Origin of the sequence: Pseudomonas sp. Q1, from assembly GCF_009935975.1 — a bacterium.
GTDB classification, from domain to species: domain Bacteria; phylum Pseudomonadota; class Gammaproteobacteria; order Pseudomonadales; family Pseudomonadaceae; genus Aquipseudomonas; species Aquipseudomonas palleroniana.
Genome location: NZ_QODI01000001.1, coordinates 162,225 through 181,429, shown reverse-complemented (window position 1 = coordinate 181,429; position 19,205 = coordinate 162,225). Strand labels below are relative to the sequence as shown.

17 protein-coding genes are annotated in these 19,205 nt (G+C 61.2%); 13 read left to right on the top strand and 4 right to left on the bottom strand.

The genetic code is table 11. The features are described 5' to 3' along the window. Positions 1-3: 3 nt before the first annotated feature. Positions 4-852, top strand: a complete 849-nt coding sequence (gene tauD, locus DK870_RS00710; protein WP_090367509.1) for a taurine dioxygenase — start codon at positions 4-6, stop codon at positions 850-852. Positions 853-979: 127 nt separating this feature from the next. Here the strand turns inward: tauD and mgrA are convergent, their stop codons facing one another. From mgrA to epsC, 4 genes are all read right to left on the bottom strand, one after another. Then, a complete protein-coding gene (gene mgrA, locus DK870_RS00705) occupies positions 980-2,017 on the bottom strand; it encodes an L-glyceraldehyde 3-phosphate reductase (RefSeq protein ID WP_161547664.1) in 1,038 nt (345 codons plus the stop codon). 108 nt (positions 2,018-2,125) lie between these two features. Next, the gene (locus tag DK870_RS00700; protein ID WP_081087016.1) at positions 2,126-3,454 is read right to left on the bottom strand and encodes an OprD family outer membrane porin; all 1,329 of its coding nucleotides are present in this window, start codon (positions 3,452-3,454) and stop codon (positions 2,126-2,128) included. Between the two features lie 189 nt (positions 3,455-3,643). Then, the gene (gene betT, locus DK870_RS00695) at positions 3,644-5,605 is read right to left on the bottom strand and encodes a choline transporter BetT (protein WP_162843546.1); all 1,962 of its coding nucleotides are present in this window, start codon (positions 5,603-5,605) and stop codon (positions 3,644-3,646) included. A 415-nt stretch (positions 5,606-6,020) separates the two neighbouring features. Then, positions 6,021-6,947: a serine O-acetyltransferase EpsC gene (gene epsC, locus DK870_RS00690; RefSeq protein ID WP_060754677.1), complete on the bottom strand. Its 927-nt coding sequence runs from the start codon at positions 6,945-6,947 to the stop codon at positions 6,021-6,023. A gap of 166 nt (positions 6,948-7,113) precedes the next feature. Between epsC and DK870_RS00685 the strand changes: the two genes are divergently transcribed. From DK870_RS00685 to DK870_RS00630, 12 genes are all read left to right on the top strand, one after another. Further along, on the top strand, positions 7,114-8,109 hold the full coding sequence (locus tag DK870_RS00685; RefSeq protein WP_161547663.1) for a D-cysteine desulfhydrase: 996 nt from the start codon (positions 7,114-7,116) through the stop codon (positions 8,107-8,109). Between the two features lie 287 nt (positions 8,110-8,396). Continuing rightward, entirely contained in the window at positions 8,397-9,191 is a 795-nt protein-coding gene (gene tcyJ / locus DK870_RS00680) for a cystine ABC transporter substrate-binding protein (protein WP_104995227.1), read from the top strand. Then, positions 9,191-9,856: a cystine ABC transporter permease gene (gene tcyL, locus DK870_RS00675; RefSeq protein ID WP_060754680.1), complete on the top strand. Its 666-nt coding sequence runs from the start codon at positions 9,191-9,193 to the stop codon at positions 9,854-9,856. The genes tcyJ and tcyL overlap by 1 nt, the downstream gene beginning before the upstream one ends. 3 nt (positions 9,857-9,859) lie before the next feature. Further along, complete coding sequence (gene tcyN / locus DK870_RS00670; RefSeq protein WP_104995226.1) at positions 9,860-10,606, top strand: L-cystine ABC transporter ATP-binding protein TcyN; 747 nt, start codon at positions 9,860-9,862, stop codon at positions 10,604-10,606. 386 nt (positions 10,607-10,992) lie between these two features. Then, positions 10,993-11,778, top strand: coding sequence for a hypothetical protein (locus DK870_RS00665; protein ID WP_161547662.1), 786 nt, complete (start codon positions 10,993-10,995; stop codon positions 11,776-11,778). A 187-nt stretch (positions 11,779-11,965) separates the two neighbouring features. Next, positions 11,966-13,207 (top strand): SfnB family sulfur acquisition oxidoreductase, encoded by a 1,242-nt coding sequence (locus DK870_RS00660; RefSeq protein WP_090367525.1) that lies wholly within the window; start codon positions 11,966-11,968, stop codon positions 13,205-13,207. Between the two features lie 41 nt (positions 13,208-13,248). Beyond that, positions 13,249-14,442 carry an SfnB family sulfur acquisition oxidoreductase gene (locus DK870_RS00655; RefSeq protein ID WP_104995224.1) on the top strand — a complete coding sequence of 398 codons (1,194 nt, stop codon included), beginning with the start codon at positions 13,249-13,251 and terminating at the stop codon, positions 14,440-14,442. Next, the gene (locus tag DK870_RS00650) at positions 14,442-15,809 is read left to right on the top strand and encodes an LLM class flavin-dependent oxidoreductase (protein WP_161547661.1); all 1,368 of its coding nucleotides are present in this window, start codon (positions 14,442-14,444) and stop codon (positions 15,807-15,809) included. Before DK870_RS00655 ends, DK870_RS00650 begins: the two co-directional genes overlap by 1 nt. Positions 15,810-15,967: 158 nt before the next feature. Beyond that, positions 15,968-16,777 (top strand): MetQ/NlpA family ABC transporter substrate-binding protein, encoded by an 810-nt coding sequence (locus DK870_RS00645; RefSeq protein WP_090367531.1) that lies wholly within the window; start codon positions 15,968-15,970, stop codon positions 16,775-16,777. A gap of 2 nt (positions 16,778-16,779) precedes the next feature. Next, a complete protein-coding gene (locus tag DK870_RS00640) occupies positions 16,780-17,895 on the top strand; it encodes a methionine ABC transporter ATP-binding protein (protein ID WP_161547660.1) in 1,116 nt (371 codons plus the stop codon). Continuing rightward, positions 17,885-18,529, top strand: coding sequence for a methionine ABC transporter permease (locus tag DK870_RS00635; RefSeq protein WP_056858169.1), 645 nt, complete (start codon positions 17,885-17,887; stop codon positions 18,527-18,529). Before DK870_RS00640 ends, DK870_RS00635 begins: the two co-directional genes overlap by 11 nt. Positions 18,530-18,568: 39 nt before the next feature. After that, on the top strand, positions 18,569-19,195 hold the full coding sequence (locus DK870_RS00630; protein ID WP_161547659.1) for a bifunctional 2-polyprenyl-6-hydroxyphenol methylase/3-demethylubiquinol 3-O-methyltransferase UbiG: 627 nt from the start codon (positions 18,569-18,571) through the stop codon (positions 19,193-19,195). The last annotated feature ends 10 nt before the right edge of the window (positions 19,196-19,205 follow it).

The window sequence follows — 19,205 nt, the reverse complement described above, 5'->3', positions numbered from 1 at the left end:
GTGATGAGAACTGAATTGAGCAGCCTGACCGTTACCCCACTAAGCACTGCCCTGGGCGCACAGATCAGCGGCGTGGATATTACCCAGCCGCTGAGCACCGAACACCGCGATGCCATCGAGCAGGCGTTACTCAGCCACTCGGTGCTGTTCTTCCGTGGCCAGCCGATCACCCCACAGCAACAAGCACGCTTCGCGGCGAATTTTGGCGACCTGCACATCCACCCGATCTACCCCAACGTGCCGGAACAGCCCGAAGTGCTGATCCTCGATACCGCCGTCACCGATGTGCGCGACAACGCCGTCTGGCATACCGACGTGACATTCCTGCCCACCCCGGCACTCGGTGCGGTACTCAGCGCCAAGCAGCTGCCTGCGTTTGGCGGCGATACGTTGTGGGCCAGTGGCATTGCCGCCTATGAGGCGCTCTCCGAACCGCTGAAGCGATTACTCAACGGCCTGACCGCCACCCACGACTTCACCAAGTCTTTCCCGCTGGAGCGCTTTGGCAACAGCGCCGAAGACCTGCTGCGCTGGGAAGAAACCCGCAAGAAAAACCCGCCACTGTCGCACCCAGTCGTGCGTACGCACCCGGTGAGCGGGCGCAAATCACTGTTTGTCAGCGAGGGGTTCACCACCCGGATCAATGAACTGGAACCGGCGGAAAGCGAGGCGATTCTCAAGCTGCTGTTTGCCCACGCCACACGCCCGGAATTCACCATTCGCTGGCGCTGGCAGGAGAATGACGTGGCGTTCTGGGACAACCGAGTGACGCAGCATTACGCGGTGGACGATTACCGGCCGCAACGGCGGGTGATGCACCGGGCGACAATCCTGGGCGACGTTCCTTTCTAAAGCCTGACAAAGAACATATGTGGGAGGGGGCTTGCTCCCGATAGCGGTGAATCAGTCAACTTATGCATTGGCTGATCCACCGCCATCGGGAGCAAGCCCCCTCCCACATTGACCCTGTGCTGCCAGGTTATTCAGCGGTGGATGGCTTTTCCCACAAGTTAATCCCGCCTTCCTGCGCAAACCGATCAATCTCCGCCAGCTCCTGCGCGCTGAAGCTCAAGTTCTTCAACGCCCCGACGTTTTCGATGATCTGCTCCGGCCGGCTGGCGCCGATCAACGCACTGGTCACTCGAGGGTCGCGCAAGGTCCAGGCCAGCGCCAATTGCGCCAGGCTCTGGCCGCGGCGCTGGGCGATTTCGTTCAGCGCACGCACATGGGCGATGTTGGTTTCAGACAAGTGCTTGGCTTGCAACGAACCACCCCCCGGACGGTTGACCCGCGCATCCGCCGGCACGCCGTTGAGGTACTTGTCGGTGAGCAGCCCCTGGGCCAGCGGCGTGAAGGCAATCACACCGGCGCCGAGTTCTTCGGTGGTCTCCAACAGGTCTTTTTCCACCCAGCGGTTGAGCAGGTTGTACGCCGGCTGGTGAATCAGCAACGGCACTTTCCACTCTTTGAGCAGGGCGGCCATTTCGCGGGTCTTCACGCCGGAATACGACGAGATACCGATGTACAACGCCTTGCCTTGTTGCACGGCAGTGGCGAGGGCGCTGGCGGTTTCTTCAAGTGGGGTGTCGGCATCAAAACGGTGGGAATAGAAGATATCCACGTAGTCGACGCCCAGGCGTTGCAGGCTCTGGTCCAGGCTCGCCAGGACGTATTTGCGCGAACCGCCACCCTGGCCATAAGGGCCGGGCCACATGTCCCAGCCGGCCTTGCTGGAGATGATCAGCTCGTCGCGGTAGTGCTTGAAATCTTCGCGCAGCAGACGGCCGAAATTGATCTCGGCGCTGCCATAGGGCGGGCCGTAGTTGTTGGCCAGGTCGAAGTGGTTGATGCCCAGGTCGAACGCGGTGCGCAGCAGGGCGCGCTGGGCGTCGATCGGGGTGCTGTCGCCAAAGTTGTGCCACAGGCCCAGGGACAGTGCCGGTAGCACCAGCCCACTGCGGCCTACGCGGCGGTACGGGATAGATTCATAGCGGTTTTCGGCAGCAATGTAAGTCATCGAATCCTCTCTTGGACGTAGGCAAATAAGGCCCGGAAATAAGCTTATTCCCAGGCCTTTTAACCAGCTGAATCGCTTAAGTCTGCCTGTCCGTTTTACAGCAATTTCCTACCAGAGGGGAACGACATAGCTGACATAGAAACGGTTTTCATCTTGCACGGTCGCACCGCTGATGTCCGGGCTGGCGTGGGCGTTTTTCCAGGTAACGCCGAGGCCCTTCAGGGTACCGGTCGGGACTTGATACGCCACGGCGACGTTACGTTCCCATTCGCTGGTCGTGCCTTGCGCCGTGCGGATGTCATCACCGTGGGCGTAGGCGGCGGAGAACGTCAGGCCGGTGAGACCGAGTTTGCCGAAGTCATATTTGTACTGCGCAAGCCAAGTGCGCTCGCCGGCGTGCTGGAATTTGTTCAACTGCATGTTGGTGAGTGCCGGGGTGTCGGCGCCTGAGCCTGGGCCCTGGCGGTTGTCACCGCTATTCAGGCCGGAATCCAGGTACGGGAAGTCGCTGTCGCCGCTGTTCTTCTGGATACCCAGGCCGACGGTATGCCCGTCAAGGCTGTAGCTCTCAAGCAAGCTGGCGGTGGTCTGGTTGATGCGCCCTTTGTTCACGCCATCGCCATAGAGACCGCTCGCGGCGTAGTCGTTGTCGCCATCGGCATTGCCGCCCACACCCAGGCTGCGGAACACGCGCACATCGGTATCGATGGCGCCCACCGACAACGCGTCATGGCGCTTGGCACCGAGGAAGAACTGCTGGTAGTAATCCTCCAGGTTGGAGTACCACAGGCTGACCGTGGTGTTCTGGATGCCGGTGTAGTCCGCACCGCCAAACAGGAAGCGATCGCTCTCTTTGGTACCGCCGGCGGTGATCATGCCCTGGTCGCCGGTTTCATTGCGGATCTTGGTCTTGAAGATATCGCCGCCGGTGAAGGTAAAGTCGCTGAGGTCCTTGGACACCAGTTGCACGCCGGTATTGGTCTGCTGGTACAGGCGCCCGTCGGTGTTGGCCAGTATCGGGTTGTTGCCGTAGAGCGTGCCGACGCGCAGTTCATCCTTGGCGAAACGCATCTTGAACGTCGGGCTCAACACGCCGAACTGGTCGGCGGACTTGCCGTTGTCCAGCGGGAACATACTGCCGGGGTAGCGGCCCTGGTGATCCTTGTCGTTGAGGTCACCACCGGAGTCCAGCTTCAAACCGTAGAATGCCTGCAGGTCCAGGCCAAAACCCACCGGGCCTTCGGTGTAGCCGGACTTGAAGTTGAACTCGAACCCCTGGCCCCAATCGCGAATGCTATGGGCCTTGGCATTGCTGTTCACCACATCACGCCCCTGCTGGTTGAGATAGCGGTTGAGCAGGGTCACATCGGCGTGGCTGTCATCGACAAAATCGGCATGGGCGGACAGCATAAAGCTCGCCACGGCGACACCCACCATGGGGCTTAATAACGTCTTCATCGGTACCTGTCTCCGTCACTGTTCTGAAATGAAAGCGTCAAACGCTTCACACAATTACGCAGTGGCGAGATGACAGTTCGGAGTCAAAATGCAGCTTTGACGGATGAAATTAAGTTTAAGAAAGCCCCGTAGAACGGGGCTTTGCGGGGACTCCTCTGGACTTTCAGGCTAACGCACCAGATGCAGGAACTGCAGGTGTCGCTCGTACTGGTCGAGGATGTCGTTGATGATCTGCTCCTTGGTATAGCCCACCAGGTCGTAGTCCTGGCTGCCTTCGCTCAAGTGCACTTCGGCGCGGTAATAGCGGCGGTTGTTGATCTCTTTCTTGCCCATGCCACCACGGGCAAACGACGGCGTGAAGTAGCCGCGCATCTGCACCTGGTAAACAAACGGGCGCTCCTCGCCATGACCGATCTCCAGGCTGACGCTGTCATTGGCCGGGTCCGGCTGCGTGACCACGTTCAAGCCCTTCTCGACAAATACCGCCGTCACTTCTTCAATGGCCGGGCGCACGGTGGTGTCGAGGAAGCGGTATACCTCATCTCGTGATGGGAAGTGCACCGCCTGGCTCAAGCGCTGGCGCCAACCCCCCCGGCCTTTACGCGCCGCCGACACCGGCGCCAGCGAATGCAACTGGGCGATCTGCTTCTGCGACTCCAGGTAAAAGGCCTTGTGCAGCCCCCACATCATCAGCAGCAGGATCAACGAGAACGGCAACGAGGTCAGCACCACTGCCGACTTGAGCGAATCGATACTGCCGGCAAACAGCAAGGCACTGGTGACCAGCGCGGTCATCGCGCCCCAGAACACCCGCAGCCATTTCGGCCCGTCTTCATCGGCGCTGCCGCCCTTGGACGACAGGGTCGACAGCACCACGGTGCCGGAGTCGGCCGAGGTCACGAAGAACACGAAGCTGATAAACACCGTGACGGCGATGACGGTTTTGCTCCACGGGTAGGTTTCCAGCAGGAGGTAGAGGCTCATCGAGGGCTCATCAATGGCCGACTGACCGAGCGCCGCCATACCGTGGTTGAGCACTTGATCGATGGCGCTGTTGCCGAAAATCGACATCCAGGCCAGGGTGAAACCCAACGGGATCAGCAGCACACCGAACACAAACTCACGAATGGTCCGGCCACGGGAAATCCGTGCGATAAACAGGCCCACGAAGGGCGACCATGCAATCCACCAGGCCCAGTAGAACACCGTCCAACCGCCCAGCCAGTCGCTGGGCTTGTCGTAGGCATACACGTCGAAACTCTTGGTCGGCAACGCGCCGAGGTAGTCACCGACGTTCTGGATCAGCGTATTGAGCAGGTGCTGGGTAGGCCCGGCAAACAACACGAACAGCAGCAGCGCACAGGCCAGCAGCATGTTGATGTCGGACATCACGCGCACGCCCTTGTCCACACCGGCCACGGCCACGATGATCGCCGCGCCCATCATCAGCGTGATCAGGCCGACCTGAATCCACTGGGTGTGAGCGATGCCGAACAGGTAGTCCAGGCCCGAGTTGAGGTGCAGCACCCCGAAGCCCATGTCGGCCCCCAGGCCGAACACCGTTGCGATGATGCCGAAGCCATCCACCGCGTAGCCGATGGGGCCGTTGATGCGCTTGCCGATCAGCGGATACAGCGCCGAACGCAACGCCAGCGGCAGGTTATGCCGGTAGGCGAAATACGCCAGGGCCATGCCGACAAAGGCGAACACGCCCCAGCCATGCAGGCCCCAGTGCAGAAACAGGATCTGCATGGCCTGGCGCGCGGCATCGGCATTCATCGGCGCGCCTTGCGGCGGTTGCACCAGGTGCGTCAAGGGTTCCGACACGCAGAAGAAGAACAACGTGATGCTGATCCCGGCGGCGAACAGCATGCCGGCCCAGGACAGGTAGCTGAACTCGGGCTCGTCGTGGTCGGCACCGAGTTTTATCTTGCCGTAGCCCGATAGCGCGGTGACCACCACGAAGACCAGATACAGCGTCATCGCCAGCATGTAGTACCAGCCGACCGTGTTGGCCGCCCAGTTTTGCGCCGCCAGCAACCAGGCACCGGCCTGTTGCGGGATAGCGATGACAGTGACGCCAAACAGCAGAATGGCGGTTGCGGCAAAGTAGAAAACGGGCGCATTCATGCGCACCAGGCCACTGGATGGGGTGGACGATGCACTCATGAACGATGCACCCCGGCGACACGGGTTGTGGCTGGAAATAACGGACTCAGCAAAGGTAAGCCTCCTGTTGTGAGCGGGCAGCGAACCACCGGTTTTAACTTGAACGAACGTTCAAGTTAAACATGAATCGGCGGTCCGGGACTAATCGCAGGGCTGAGTGGTAGGTAATTCCTACACTATCTCAGGGATCGGTATGACGCTCAGGCGAGACAATTCGTTCAGCGACTGCAGAGTGAATTGGAATGTTATTCCCCATGTGGGAGGGGGCTTGCTCCCGATAGTGCTGGGTCAGCCAACACATGCACTGACTACAGACCGCTATCGGGAGCAAGTCGAATCGTCGCACCGCCCCTCCCACATTCAGTCCAAGTGCGGCTTATTTCTGCGAGCCGTCATCATGTTGCAGATTGGCCTGGGTGATGTTCGCCCCGGCCGGCACGTTGCGGGTCAGCCACACATTGCCGCCAATGGTCGAGCCCTTGCCGATGGTGATACGCCCAAGGATCGTCGCCCCGGCATAGATCACCACATCGTCCTCGACGATCGGATGACGCGGATGGCCCTTCTGCAATTGCCCATCCTCATCCGCCGGAAAGCGCTTGGCTCCCAGCGTCACCGCCTGGTAGATGCGCACACGCTCACCAATGATCGCGGTCTCGCCGATCACCACCCCGGTCCCATGGTCGATAAAGAAACTCGGGCCGATCTGCGCGCCGGGGTGGATATCGATGCCGGTGGCCGAGTGGGCAATCTCGGCGCTGATGCGCGCCAGCAAAGGCAGGCCGGCGCGGTACAGATGGTGCGCCAGGCGGTGGTGAATCACCGCCAGGATGCCGGGGTAGCACAGCAGTACTTCGTCCACACTGCGTGCGGCTGGATCGCCGTGGTAAGCGGCCAGCACATCGGTGTCCAACAGGCTGCGCAGGGACGGCAAGGCCAGCGCGAAATCCTGGATCAACCGGATGGCCAGGGCGTCGACCTGGCTGTCATCCTGGCCGCCTTGGCGCGCGGCATAGCGCAGCTCCAGGCGGGCCTGGGCAAGCAAGGCATTGAGCGCGACGTCCAGGGTATGGCCGACGTAAAAATCTTCACTTTCCTCACGCAGATCCACCGGCCCCAGGCGCATGGGAAACAGCGCACCGCACAGCGCTTCGAGGATCTGCGCCACGGCGTCGCGGGAAGGTAATTCGCGGCCGCCATGCTCGCCGCTCAGCCGGCCATTGCGGGTGCGCCACTGGTCCCGGGCGCTACGCAGCTGGCTGACGATGGTCTGCAATTGCCAATGACTGGAACGCTCACTCACGGTATTCACTCCTGACGTAATGGCGCTCACTTTACGATATGCACCCTGGCCGCCCTTAAGAACCAATGGTGCGATACTAAGAACCATACGGCATAAGCGATTGACGGTTGCCCGTTGAAAAGTGCCTGCCTATAGTCGCCTCATTACTTAGCCACCGTGCGTAGCCATGATCAAACAACAGCTCGACCGCTTTAACCGTCTGGAACTGCTGGGCGGCGCCACTGCCCTGGAAAAACTCGAGCGGCTGTCGGCCTGGCTGGGCAGGGATATCTACGTCAAACGCGACGACACGACGCCCCTGGCCATGGGCGGCAACAAGCTGCGCAAGCTTGAATACCTGGCAGCCGATGCCATCGCCCAAGGCGCCGACACCCTGGTGACCGCCGGCGCCATCCAGTCCAACCACGTACGCCAGACCGCCGCTCTCGCCGCCAAACTGGGCCTGGGTTGCGTGGCCTTGCTGGAAAACCCGACCGGCACCGAAGACCCCAACTACCTGGGCAACGGCAACCGGCTATTGCTGGACCTGTTCGACGCCAAAGTCGAATTGGTGGAGAACCTCGACCACGCCGACGAACAGCTCGACGCCCTCGCCGAGCGCCTGCGCAGCAACGGCAAGAAGCCGTACCTGGTGCCCATTGGCGGCTCTAATGCCCTCGGCGCACTGGGTTATGTACGTGCCGGGCTGGAACTGGCTGCGCAGATTGAAGACAGCGGCATAAAATTCGCCGCCGTGGTGCTGGCCTCAGGCAGCGCAGGCACCCACAGCGGCCTGGCCTTGGCGTTGAGTGAAGCCCTGCCGGATTTGCCGGTAGTCGGCGTCACCGTATCGCGCACCGACGAAGCCCAGCGCCCCAAAGTCCAGGGCTTGGCCGAACGCACTGCCGAGTTGCTTGGTGTGGGTATTCCCGAAGCGTTCAAGGTCATTCTGTGGGACGAATACTTCGGCCCCCGTTATGGCGAACCGAACGCCGGCACCCTTTCAGCGCTCAAGCTATTGGCGAGCCAGGAAGGCCTGCTGCTGGACCCGGTCTACACTGGCAAGGCCATGGCAGGTTTGCTGGACGGCATCGGGCGTCAGCGCTTCGAGGACGGGCCGATCATTTTCCTGCATACCGGTGGGGCGCCGGCGTTGTTTGCCTATGACGCGGTGTTCAACTGAATAAACGCGGACCGAATGTGGGCTAAATGTGGGGGCTTGCTCCCGATAGCGGTCTGTCAGACAGATATGTGCTGACTGACACACTGGTATCGGGAGCAAGCCCCCTCCCACATTTTAAAACAGCCTCATATTCAAAAAAAGAATATCAAATTAAATTTATATTATTTTCAAGTCTTAAAAACAGACTTTATAGTCGCGCCGCAGGCGAAGACGCGCAGTGCGCTTTAAGGCACGATACGCCTACTGCGTCACCTGCTTCGCTCAACATAAAAACACAGGGGCTCTTCATGACTATTTCCGTATTGCGTCGCACGTTGCTGGTTGGCACTTTAGGTCTGGCGCTGGGCGCCGGTTGGATGGGCCAGGCGGTTGCCGGCGAGCAGTTGAACACCATCAAGAAAGCGGGCGAGATCAAGATCGGCCTGGAAGGCACCTACCCGCCGTTCAGCTTTGTCGATGAAAGCGGCAAGCTCAGCGGCTTCGAAGTCGAACTGTCCGAAGCGCTGGCCAAGGAGCTGGGCGTCAAGGTCAAGCTGCAAGCCACCCCATGGGACGGCATCCTCGCCGCCCTGGAATCCAAGCGCCTTGACGCTGTGGTCAACCAAGTGACCATCTCCGAAGAGCGCAAGAAGAAGTACGACTTCTCCAAGCCCTACACCGTCTCAGGTATCCAGGCGCTGACCCTGAAGAAAAATGTCGACACCATCAAGAGCGCCGACGACCTGGCCGGCAAGAAAGTCGGTGTGGGCCTGGGCACCAACTACGAGCAATGGCTCAAGGACAACCAACCCAAAGCCATCATCAAGACCTACAACGATGACCCGACCAAGTTCCAGGACCTGCGCATCGGCCGTACCGACGCCATCCTGATCGACCGTCTGGCCGCTCTGGAGTACGCCAAGAAAGCCACGGACACCGCCGCTGCCGGCCCTGCTTTCTCCCGTCAGGAAGCCGGTATCGCCCTGCGCAAAGGTGAGCCTGAATTGCTCGACGCCGTGAACAAGGCCCTCGACAAGCTGCGCGCCGACGGCACCTTGAAGAAGCTGTCCGAGAAATACTTCAACGCTGACGTCACCGAATAATGGAAGCAGGTTTCCAACTCGCGCTGGACTCCGCGCCCTTTCTGCTCAAGGGCGCGTACTACACGGTGATTCTCAGCCTCGGCGGGATGTTTTTCGGCTTGCTGCTGGGCTTCGGCCTGGCCTTGATGCGCCTGTCGCGCTTCAAGCTGTTGAGCTGGACCGCCCGGGTCTATGTCTCGTTCTTTCGCGGCACGCCCTTGCTGGTGCAACTGTTCCTGATCTACTACGGCTTGCCGCAAGTGGGCATCGAGCTGGACCCGATCCCGGCGGCGCTGATCGGCTTTTCGCTGAACATGGCCGCGTATGCCTGTGAAATCCTGCGTGCCGCCATCGCCTCCATCGAGCGCGGCCAATGGGAAGCGGCCGCCAGTATCGGCATGACCCGTGCACAGACGCTGCGCCGGGCCATCCTGCCGCAGGCCATGCGCACGGCGCTACCGCCGTTGGGCAACAGCTTTATTTCGCTGGTCAAGGACACGGCGCTGGCCGCCACCATCCAGGTGCCCGAGCTGTTTCGCCAGGCACAACTGGTGTCGGCGCGCACCTTCGAAATTTTCACCATGTACCTGTCCGCAGCCCTGATCTACTGGATACTGGCAAGCATCCTGGCGCATTTTCAAAATCGCCTGGAAGACCGGGTCAACCGGCATGACCTGGAGTCTTGAAGCATGATCGTGGTTGAAAAACTGACCAAACAATTCAACGGTCAGGTGGTGCTCAACGGCATCGACCTTGAGGTCAAGGAAGGCGAAGTCGTCGCTATCATCGGCCCTAGCGGTTCCGGCAAGACCACCTTCCTGCGCTGCCTGAACTTCCTCGAAGAACCCACCAGCGGCCGCATCAAGGTCGGTGATATCGAGATCGACGGCAGCAAGCCGCTCAACCAGCAACAGGGCCTGGTGCGACGTTTGCGCCAGCACGTGGGTTTTGTGTTCCAGAACTTCAACCTGTTCCCCCACCGCACAGCGCTGGAAAACGTCATCGAAGGGCCGATAGTGGTCAAGAAGATGCCACGCGAAGCGGCGACCGAGTTGGGTCGCAAGCTATTGGCCAGGGTTGGCCTGGCGGGCAAGGAAGCGTCGTACCCCAGACGTTTGTCCGGTGGCCAGCAGCAGCGCGTGGCGATTGCCCGTGCGCTGGCCATGGAGCCGGAGGTGATCCTGTTCGATGAACCCACCTCGGCCCTCGACCCGGAACTGGTGGGCGAAGTACTGGCGACTATCCGCAGCCTCGCCGAAGAAAACCGCACCATGGTGATCGTCACCCACGAAATGAGTTTTGCTCGGGACGTGGCCAATCGAGTGATCTTCTTCGACAAGGGCGTGATCGTGGAACAAGGTGAAGCCAAAGCGCTGTTTGCCAACCCCAAGGAAGAACGCACCAAACAGTTCCTGAGCAAGTTTCTCGCCCACTGACACTGCAACACCTGTAGTGAGGGGGCTTGCCCCCGCTGGAGTGCGCAGCGCTCCCAAAAATTTGGGGCCGCTACGCAGCCCAGCGCGGGGCAAGCCCGCTCACTACAGGTCAGCGGAGCCTACAAAGGCGGCTTGAATACAACGGCAAAACACCCCGCCGTCCGCCTCTTAAAATCCCTCCCCCGGTCAGCCCTTTCTGAATCTGCTCCAACCCGCCGTTTAGCCCTGTGCCGCCATTGACGCCTCCTGGCCAACCCTCTTATCTAGCGCCCAGAGGATTGGATCCTATCCCGGCTATTCACTGAATCGTTCCTTTCGGCACCCTGCGCGCAACCGCGTCATCGGTGCTGGAACGATTGCTGCTGGCTGCATCAAGGAGATTACTTATGACGCGCACTGCAACCCCGGCCATGCTCACCGCTCCGACCCTGCCTCAGGCGCAACGGCATGGCATCAACGCCCTCGCCGCCGCCCAATTGCAGGTGGACATCGCGCCCTACCCCGGGATGGAGGAAGGCGACCTGATCGAATTGTTCTGGAACAACTGCTTTACCGCCTCACGGCGCATCACCGCCTGCAAGGTGGGTACGCCAACCCACCTGCGTGTTCCGGAAAGCTTTGTGCTGGATGGCCAGGCCCAGGTTCATTACCAAGTCATGCAAGTCGGCTACGGCCCAGCACGCTCTGCGATCACCCATGTACGGGTCAAGACCAACTACCCGGGCGGCCTGCCTTCGGCGCTGTTCAGCGACGAGAACCAAAACCTCGCCCCCGTCGGGCTGCCCGATACCATCCGCCGCTACGGCGTCAACCCAAGCCAGGTCCGGCGTGGCATCCCGCTGGCCATCGAGCCTTACCTGAACATGGCCTGCGGCGACGCCATTACCCTGCGCTGGGGCGACGTACGGATGGACCTGCCGAAAATCCAGGCCAAAGGCATTGGCCTGGCGGTGCAAGTCTGGGTGCCTTCAACCGTGATTGTCGAAGCGGGTGATGACAGCCGATTGGAGGTGACCTACTGCATTCTCGATCGCGTCGGCAATAATTCACGCTGGGCCCCGAGCCGCACCTTGAACATTGCCGCCTGTGCCGCACCGGCGCCGGCCCGCCCGGCCAGGGCTGCGACGATCTATCAACCGCGTCACCCCGGCTCACCCTGCGAGCCTGGGTGACAGCCCTTCTATGCATATTCCTAAAAGTTAGTTTATTTAAAAAATAAAGGCGCTTAGGGTATATGCACCGGACCACCGGACATCTCTGATTTTTCTGTTTTTATTTCATTGAATGCGAGGTCGGTATGGTCAGAATTACCCCGGTGCATAACGCCAGGGCATTACGTGCAGCCAAGGAGCGGCGCTGATGTCTAATTTGGCTCTAACACCCCTCCAGAGTGATCTGGACGTAGCCCCACTGTTGTTGCCGGCCACCGTGCTGCGCAGCGACGCCCAGGCGCTGGAGGCAGCCCACGAGTTGGCCGAGGCCGCACGCCTGCAGGCCGCCAAGCGCGACCGGCAGCGCCAGTTGCCATGGGCGCAGATCGAACAGTTCACCCGCAGTGGGCTGGGCAGTATTTCCATTCCCCGTGAATACGGCGGCCCGCAGGTGTCATTCGTGACCCTGGCCGAGGTGTTCGCGATCATCAGCGCGGCGGACCCGGCCCTCGGGCAGATCCCGCAAAACCACTTCGGCATCCTGTATCTGTTGCAGGGCACCGCCACCGAGCGCCAGAAGAAGCAGCTGTTCCAAAGCGTGCTCGACGGCTGGCGCATCGGTAATGGCGGCCCGGAACGTGGCACCCGAAACACCCTGGAACTCAAGGCGCGCATCACCGCCGAGGGCGAGGGTTACGTCATCAGCGGCCAGAAGTTCTATTCCACCGGCGCATTGTTTGCCCATTGGGTCGCGATCAAAGCCCTGAACGAAGACGGCAAACAGGTCATGGCATTCGTGCGCCGCGGCACCGAAGGGCTGCGTATCGTCGATGATTGGTCGGGCTTCGGCCAACGCACCACCGCCAGCGGCACGGTGCTGCTGGACCGGGTGCCGGTGGACGCAGAGCTGGTGGTCGACAACTGGCGCATCGGCGAGAAGCCGAATATCCAGGGCGCTGTTTCACAGTTGATCCAGGCCGCCATCGACGCCGGCATTGCCCGGGGTGCACTCGACGACACCCTGGCTTTCGTGCGCGAACGCTCACGCCCGTGGATCGATGCCAAGGTCGAGCGCGCCAGCGATGACCTGTACGTGATCGCCGATATCGGCAAGCTGAAAATCGAACTGCACGCCGCCGAAGCGCTGCTGCGCAAGGCCGGCAAAGTGCTGGATGAAGTGAGTGCCGCGCCGATCACCGCGCAATCGGCTGCCCGGGCTTCGATTGCCGTGGCCGAGGCGAAAGTGCTGACCACCGAAGTGTCGCTGCTGGTCAGCGAAAAACTCTTCGAACTGGCCGGCAGCCGCGCCACCCTCGCCGAATTCAACCTCGATCGCCACTGGCGCAATGCCCGGGTGCACACCCTGCATGACCCGGTGCGCTGGAAATATCACGCGATCGGCGCCTATCGATTGAACGGCACCTTGCCTGCTCGTCACTCCTGGATTTGACCGACCAGAACACTTTTTCCACGAGCTTCTGGAGAACACACATGACTGTCTCTACAAACGTCGCGGTTATCACCAGCGATGAACAAGCCCTTATTGTCGCCAGCGACCTGGCCGAAGACTTTCGCCGCGACAGCGCCCAGCGCGACCGTGAACGCCGCCTGCCCTTGCCCGAACTGGACGTGTTTTCCCGCTCCGGCCTGTGGGGTATCAGCGTACCCAAGGCCTACGGTGGCGCGGGCGTGTCCAACGTCACCCTGGCCAAGGTCATCGCGCTGATAGCCCAGGCCGATGCGTCACTGGGCCAGATTCCGCAGAACCATTTCTATGCGCTGGAAGTGCTGCGGGTGAACGGCAGCCCGGCCCAGCAAAAACGCCTGTACGCCGAGGTGCTGGCCGGCCAGCGGTTTGGCAACGCCCTGGCGGAATTGGGCACCAAGACCGCGCATGACCGCGTGACGAGCCTCACCCGCGACGGTGAAGGCTTTCGCATCAACGGACGCAAGTTCTACTCGACCGGCGCGATCTACGCCCAGCGCATTCCCACCTCGGTAGTGGATGAACACGGCGTACAGCAACTGGCATTTGTCCCCCGCGACAGCGAAGGCCTGAGCGTGATTGATGACTGGAGCGGCTTCGGCCAGCGCACCACCGGCAGCGGTTCGGTGGTATTCGATAACGTGTGGGTCGCGGCGCAAGATGTGGTCGCGTTCCAGAGCGCCTTCGAACGCCCGACCGCCGTCGGCCCGCTCGCGCAGATCCTGCATGCGGCCATCGACACCGGCATCGCCCGCGCCGCCTTCGAAGATGCATTGCACTTTGTGCGCACCAAGACCCGGCCGTGGATCGACTCCGGCAACGACAAGGCCAGCGAAGACCCGCTGACCCTGAAAAGCTTCGGCCACCTGAGCACCCGCCTGCACGCCGCCGAGGCACTGCTGGAGCGCTCGGGCGAATTTCTTGACCGCGCCCAGGCCGACAGCAATGCCCAGAGCGTTGCCGCCGCCTCCATCGCCGTCGCCGAAGTGCGGGCCTTGAGCACCGAGATTTCCCTGGCCGCCGGCAGCACGCTGTTCGAACTGGCCGGCAGCCAGGCCACACTGGCCGAGCATGGCCTCGACCGGCACTGGCGCAACGCCCGCGTGCACACCCTGCACGACCCGGTGCGCTGGAAGTATCACGCGGTGGGCAATTACTACCTCAATGATGAAAACCCGCCATTGCGGGGGACGATCTGATGCCCGCGCCTGAAACAGTGAAAAAGAAAATCCTGCTCAATGCCTTCAACATGAACTGCATCGGGCATATCAACCACGGCCTGTGGACGCATCCACGGGACAACTCGACGCAGTACAAAACCCTCGAGTACTGGACCGAACTGGCCAAGACCCTGGAGCGCGGTCTGTTCGACGGTTTGTTCATCGCCGACATCGTCGGCGTGTACGACGTCTACCAGAACTCCATCGATGTGCCGCTCAAAGAGTCGATTCAGCTACCGGTCAACGACCCTCTGTTGCTGGTGTCGGCCATGGCCGCCGTGACGCACCATCTCGGCTTCGGCCTGACGGCCAACCTGACCTACGAGCCGCCGTACCTGTTCGCCCGACGCATGTCCACCCTCGACCACCTGAGCCGGGGCCGGGTGGGCTGGAACATCGTCACCGGCTACCTCGACAGCGCCGCCAAGGCCATGGGCCTCACCGAGCAGGCCGAGCATGACCGGCGCTACGACCAGGCCGACGAATACCTGGAGGTGCTCTACAAGCTCTGGGAAGGCAGTTGGGAGGATGACGCCGTGCTTAACGATCCGCAGGCGCGGGTGTATGCGCAGCCGGGCAAGGTGCACAAGGTCGAGCACCACGGCGAGTTTTATCAGGTAGAGGGTTATCACTTGTGCGAACCCTCGCCGCAGCGCACGCCGGTGCTGTTCCAGGCCGGCAGCTCCGAGCGTGGTTTGCTGTTCGCCGGGCGTCACGCCGAGTGCGTGTTCATCAGCGGGCAGAACAAGCCGGCGACCAAGGCCCAGGTGGACAAGGTGCGCGCCAGCGCGGTCGAGGCCGGGCGCAACCCGGATGACATCAAGGTTTTCATGGGCCTCAACGTGATCGTTGGCGCCACCGAAGCGCAGGCCTGGGCCAAGCACGCCGAATACCTGAGCTACGCCAGCGCGGAAGCCGGCGTGGCGCATTTCTCGGCGTCCACCGCGATTGATTTTGCCCAATACGAACTCGACGAACCGATCCAGTACGTGAAGAGCAATGCCATCCAGTCGGCGACCAAGAATCTGCAGAACAACGATTGGACACGGCGCAGATTGCTCGAGCAACACGCCCTGGGTGGCCGCTACATCACCCTGGTCGGCTCGCCGGAACAGGTCGCCGATGAACTGGAATCCTGGATCAGCGAAACCGGGCTGGATGGCTTCAACCTGACGCGGATTGTGACGCCGGAAAGCTATGTGGATTTCATTGATCTGGTGGTGCCGGAGTTGCAAAGGCGTGGGTCCTACAAAACCGCGTACGAGGCTGGAACGCTAAGAGAAAAGGTGTTCCACGGCACGCCACGCTTACCCGAACAACACACAGGATCCACCTACCGCCACTGAACCAAAAATGTGAGCAAACAGTGTGGGAGGGGGCTTGCCCCCGATAGCGATGTATCAGCCACCAGATTTATCAACTGAGCCACCGCAATCGGGAGCAAGCCACCTCCCACACTGAGTCTCCATGGTTTGCACCCATACCTTATGACTGGAAACATCTTATGAAAAAAACACTGCTCACCCACCCAGTCAAAGCACTGGCCCTGGCCTTCGGCCTGTTCAGCGCGACGGTGTTCGCCGCCGATGCACCGCTGAAAATCGGCACCACCGCCGCCTTCGCGATTCCCCTCGAGGCCGCCGTGGCCGAAGCCGGCAAGCAGGGGCTGAAAGTCGAACTGGTCGAGTTCACCGATTGGATCGCGCCCAACGTCAGCCTGGCTGCCGGTGATATCGACGTGAATTACTTCCAGCACATCCCGTTCCTGGAAAATGCCAAGGCCGCCGCCGGTTTTGACCTGGTGCCCTATGCGCCGGGCATCATCAACAACGTCGGCCTGTACTCGAAAAAGTACAAACGCTTCGATGACCTGCCCCAGGGCGCCAGCGTGGCCATCGCCAACGACCCGATCAACAGCGGGCGGGGCCTGCAGCTGCTGGCCAAGGCCGGGTTGATCACCCTCAAGCCGGGCGTGGGCTACAAGGCCACCGAAGAAGACATCATCGCCAACCCGAAAAAGATCAAGATCCTGCAAGTGGAAGCCGTGCAACTGGTGCGCGCCTATGACGACGCCGATCTGGTACAGGGCTACCCGGCGTATATCCGCCTGTCCAAGACCTTCGATGCCGAATCGGCCTTGCTGTTCGACGGCCTCGACCACCCGGAATACGTGATCCAGTTTGTGATCCAGCCGAAAAGCAAAACCGATCCACGGGTGATCAAATTCGTCGATATCTACCAACATTCGCCGGTCGTGCGCGCCGCCCTGGATAAATCCCTCGGCAAGCTCTACCAAGTCGGCTGGGAAGGCTGAAGATGACCGCCGCCAACCGCCAGCTGCGCGACCTGGGCACACCGCCCAGGGATGCCAGCCAGACCGTACTGCACCCCGACCTGAACCGCGCCCATGTGCGTTTTATCAACTTGGGCAAAACCTATGACGGCAGCGTGCATGCCCTGCAAGGTATCGACCTGGCCATCCAGCGCGGCGAAGTGTTCGGCATCATCGGCCGCAGCGGCGCCGGTAAATCTTCGTTGATCCGCACCATCAACCGCCTGGAGCAACCCAGCAGCGGGCGCGTGCTGATCGATCAGGTGGACATCGGCGGGTACGACGAGGACCAACTGGTGGCGCTGCGTCGGCGCATCGGCATGATCTTCCAGCACTTCAATTTGATGTCGGCCAAGACCGTCTGGCAGAACGTCGAGTTGCCGCTCAAGGTGGCCGGCATCCCCAAGCCGCAGCGTGAGCAAAAGGTCCGCGAGCTGCTGGAACTGGTGGGCCTCAAGGACAAACACCACAGCTACCCGGCGCAACTGTCCGGAGGGCAAAAACAGCGCGTGGGCATCGCCCGTTCATTGGTGCACGACCCCGAGATTCTGCTGTGCGACGAAGCCACCTCGGCCCTCGACCCGGAGACCACCCAATCGATTCTCGGCCTGCTGCGCGAGATCAACCAGCGCCTGGGCCTGACCATTGTGTTGATCACCCATGAGATGGCGGTGATCCGCGAGATCTGCGACCGCGTGGTCGTGCTGGAACACGGGCGCATCGTCGAACAAGGCCCGGTGTGGCAAGTGTTCGGCAACCCGCAGCACGAGGTCAGCAAAACCCTGTTGGAGCCGCTGCAACACGGGCTGCCGCAAGAACTGCAGGATCGTTTGCAAGCCACCCAGGCCTCGGCTGACGCTGCACTGGTGTTGCGCTTGCAGTTCACCGGCAGCGCCCACGATGAACCCGACCTGGCCGCGCTGTTTGGCGCTCTCGGCGGGCGTGTGCGCTTGCTGCAAGGCGGCGTGGAACGTATTCAAGGGCATGCCCTGGGGCAACTGCTGCTGGCGGTGAGTGGCTCGCCCCACAACGCTGCGGAGCTGCGCCAGCGTGCCGGGAATTGGGCGCAACAGGTGGAGGTGCTGGGTTATGTGGTTTGATCGTTTGTTGCAGGGCGCCATCGACACCTTGTTGATGGTGGGTGTGTCATCGTTGATCGCCTTGCTGGTGGGGATTCCGCTGGCGGTATTCCTGGTCACCAGCGACAAGGGCGGAATCTACCAGGCACCGGCGTTGAACCGCGTGCTGGGCGCGTTCGTCAATCTGTTCCGCTCTATTCCATTTCTGATTCTGATGGTGGCGTTGATCCCGTTCACCCGGCTGATTGTCGGCACCACCTATGGCGTGTGGGCGGCCGTGGTGCCACTGACCATCGCCGCCACGCCGTTCTTTGCGCGCATCGCCGAGGTGAGCCTGCGCGAGGTCGACCACGGCTTGATCGAAGCCGCCCAGGCCATGGGCTGCCGGCGCTGGCACATCATCTGGCACGTGCTGTTGCCCGAGGCACTGCCGGGGATTGTCGGCGGGTTCACCATCACTCTGGTGACCATGATCAACTCGTCCGCCATGGCCGGGGCGATAGGCGCAGGGGGCTTGGGGGATATTGCGTACCGCTATGGCTATCAGCGTTTTGACACGCAGATCATGCTGACGGTGATCGTATTGCTGGTGGTACTGGTGGCAGTGATTCAATTGGGTGGAGATCGCCTGGCGCGGGTACTCAACAAACGGTGAGGTATAGTCGGCGTATCCCAGCATTCGGTATTGCCTGTCATGATCCTCAAGCCCGACGACCTCGACCAGATCACCTCCACCACACTCGGCCACTACAACAAGGTGGCCGAAGACTTCCGTGAAGGCACCCGCGATCACGATGTCAGCCAGAATACCGATGCCTTGCTGCGGCATCTCCAGGGCACGGCGCCGTTTACCGTGCTGGACTTCGGCTGCGGGCCGGGGCGGGATCTGCAGACCTTCACGCGCTTGGGCCATATCGCCGTAGGGCTCGATGGCTCCGAGCGGTTTGCGCAGATGGCGCGGCAAGACAGCGGCTGTGAGGTATTGCAGCAGGACTTCCTCAAGCTGGATCTGCCCGCCGAACGCTTCGATGGGGTCTTTGCCAATGCCGTGCTGTTCCATATTCCCAAGCAGGAACTGCCTCGTGTGCTCAAGCAACTGCATGCCGCGCTGAAGCCGGCGGGCGTGCTGTTCAGCTCCAACCCTCGGGGTGAAAACCAGGAGGGCTGGAATGGGCCACGGTATGGGTCTTATCACGACCTGGAGGCATGGCGGGCGTTGCTGACGGCGGCGGGCTTTGTGGAGCTGGAGCATTACTACCGGCCGACGGGGTTGCCTCGGGAGCAGCAGCCTTGGTTGGCGAGTGTGTGGCGCAAGCGATAGATTTTTGTTG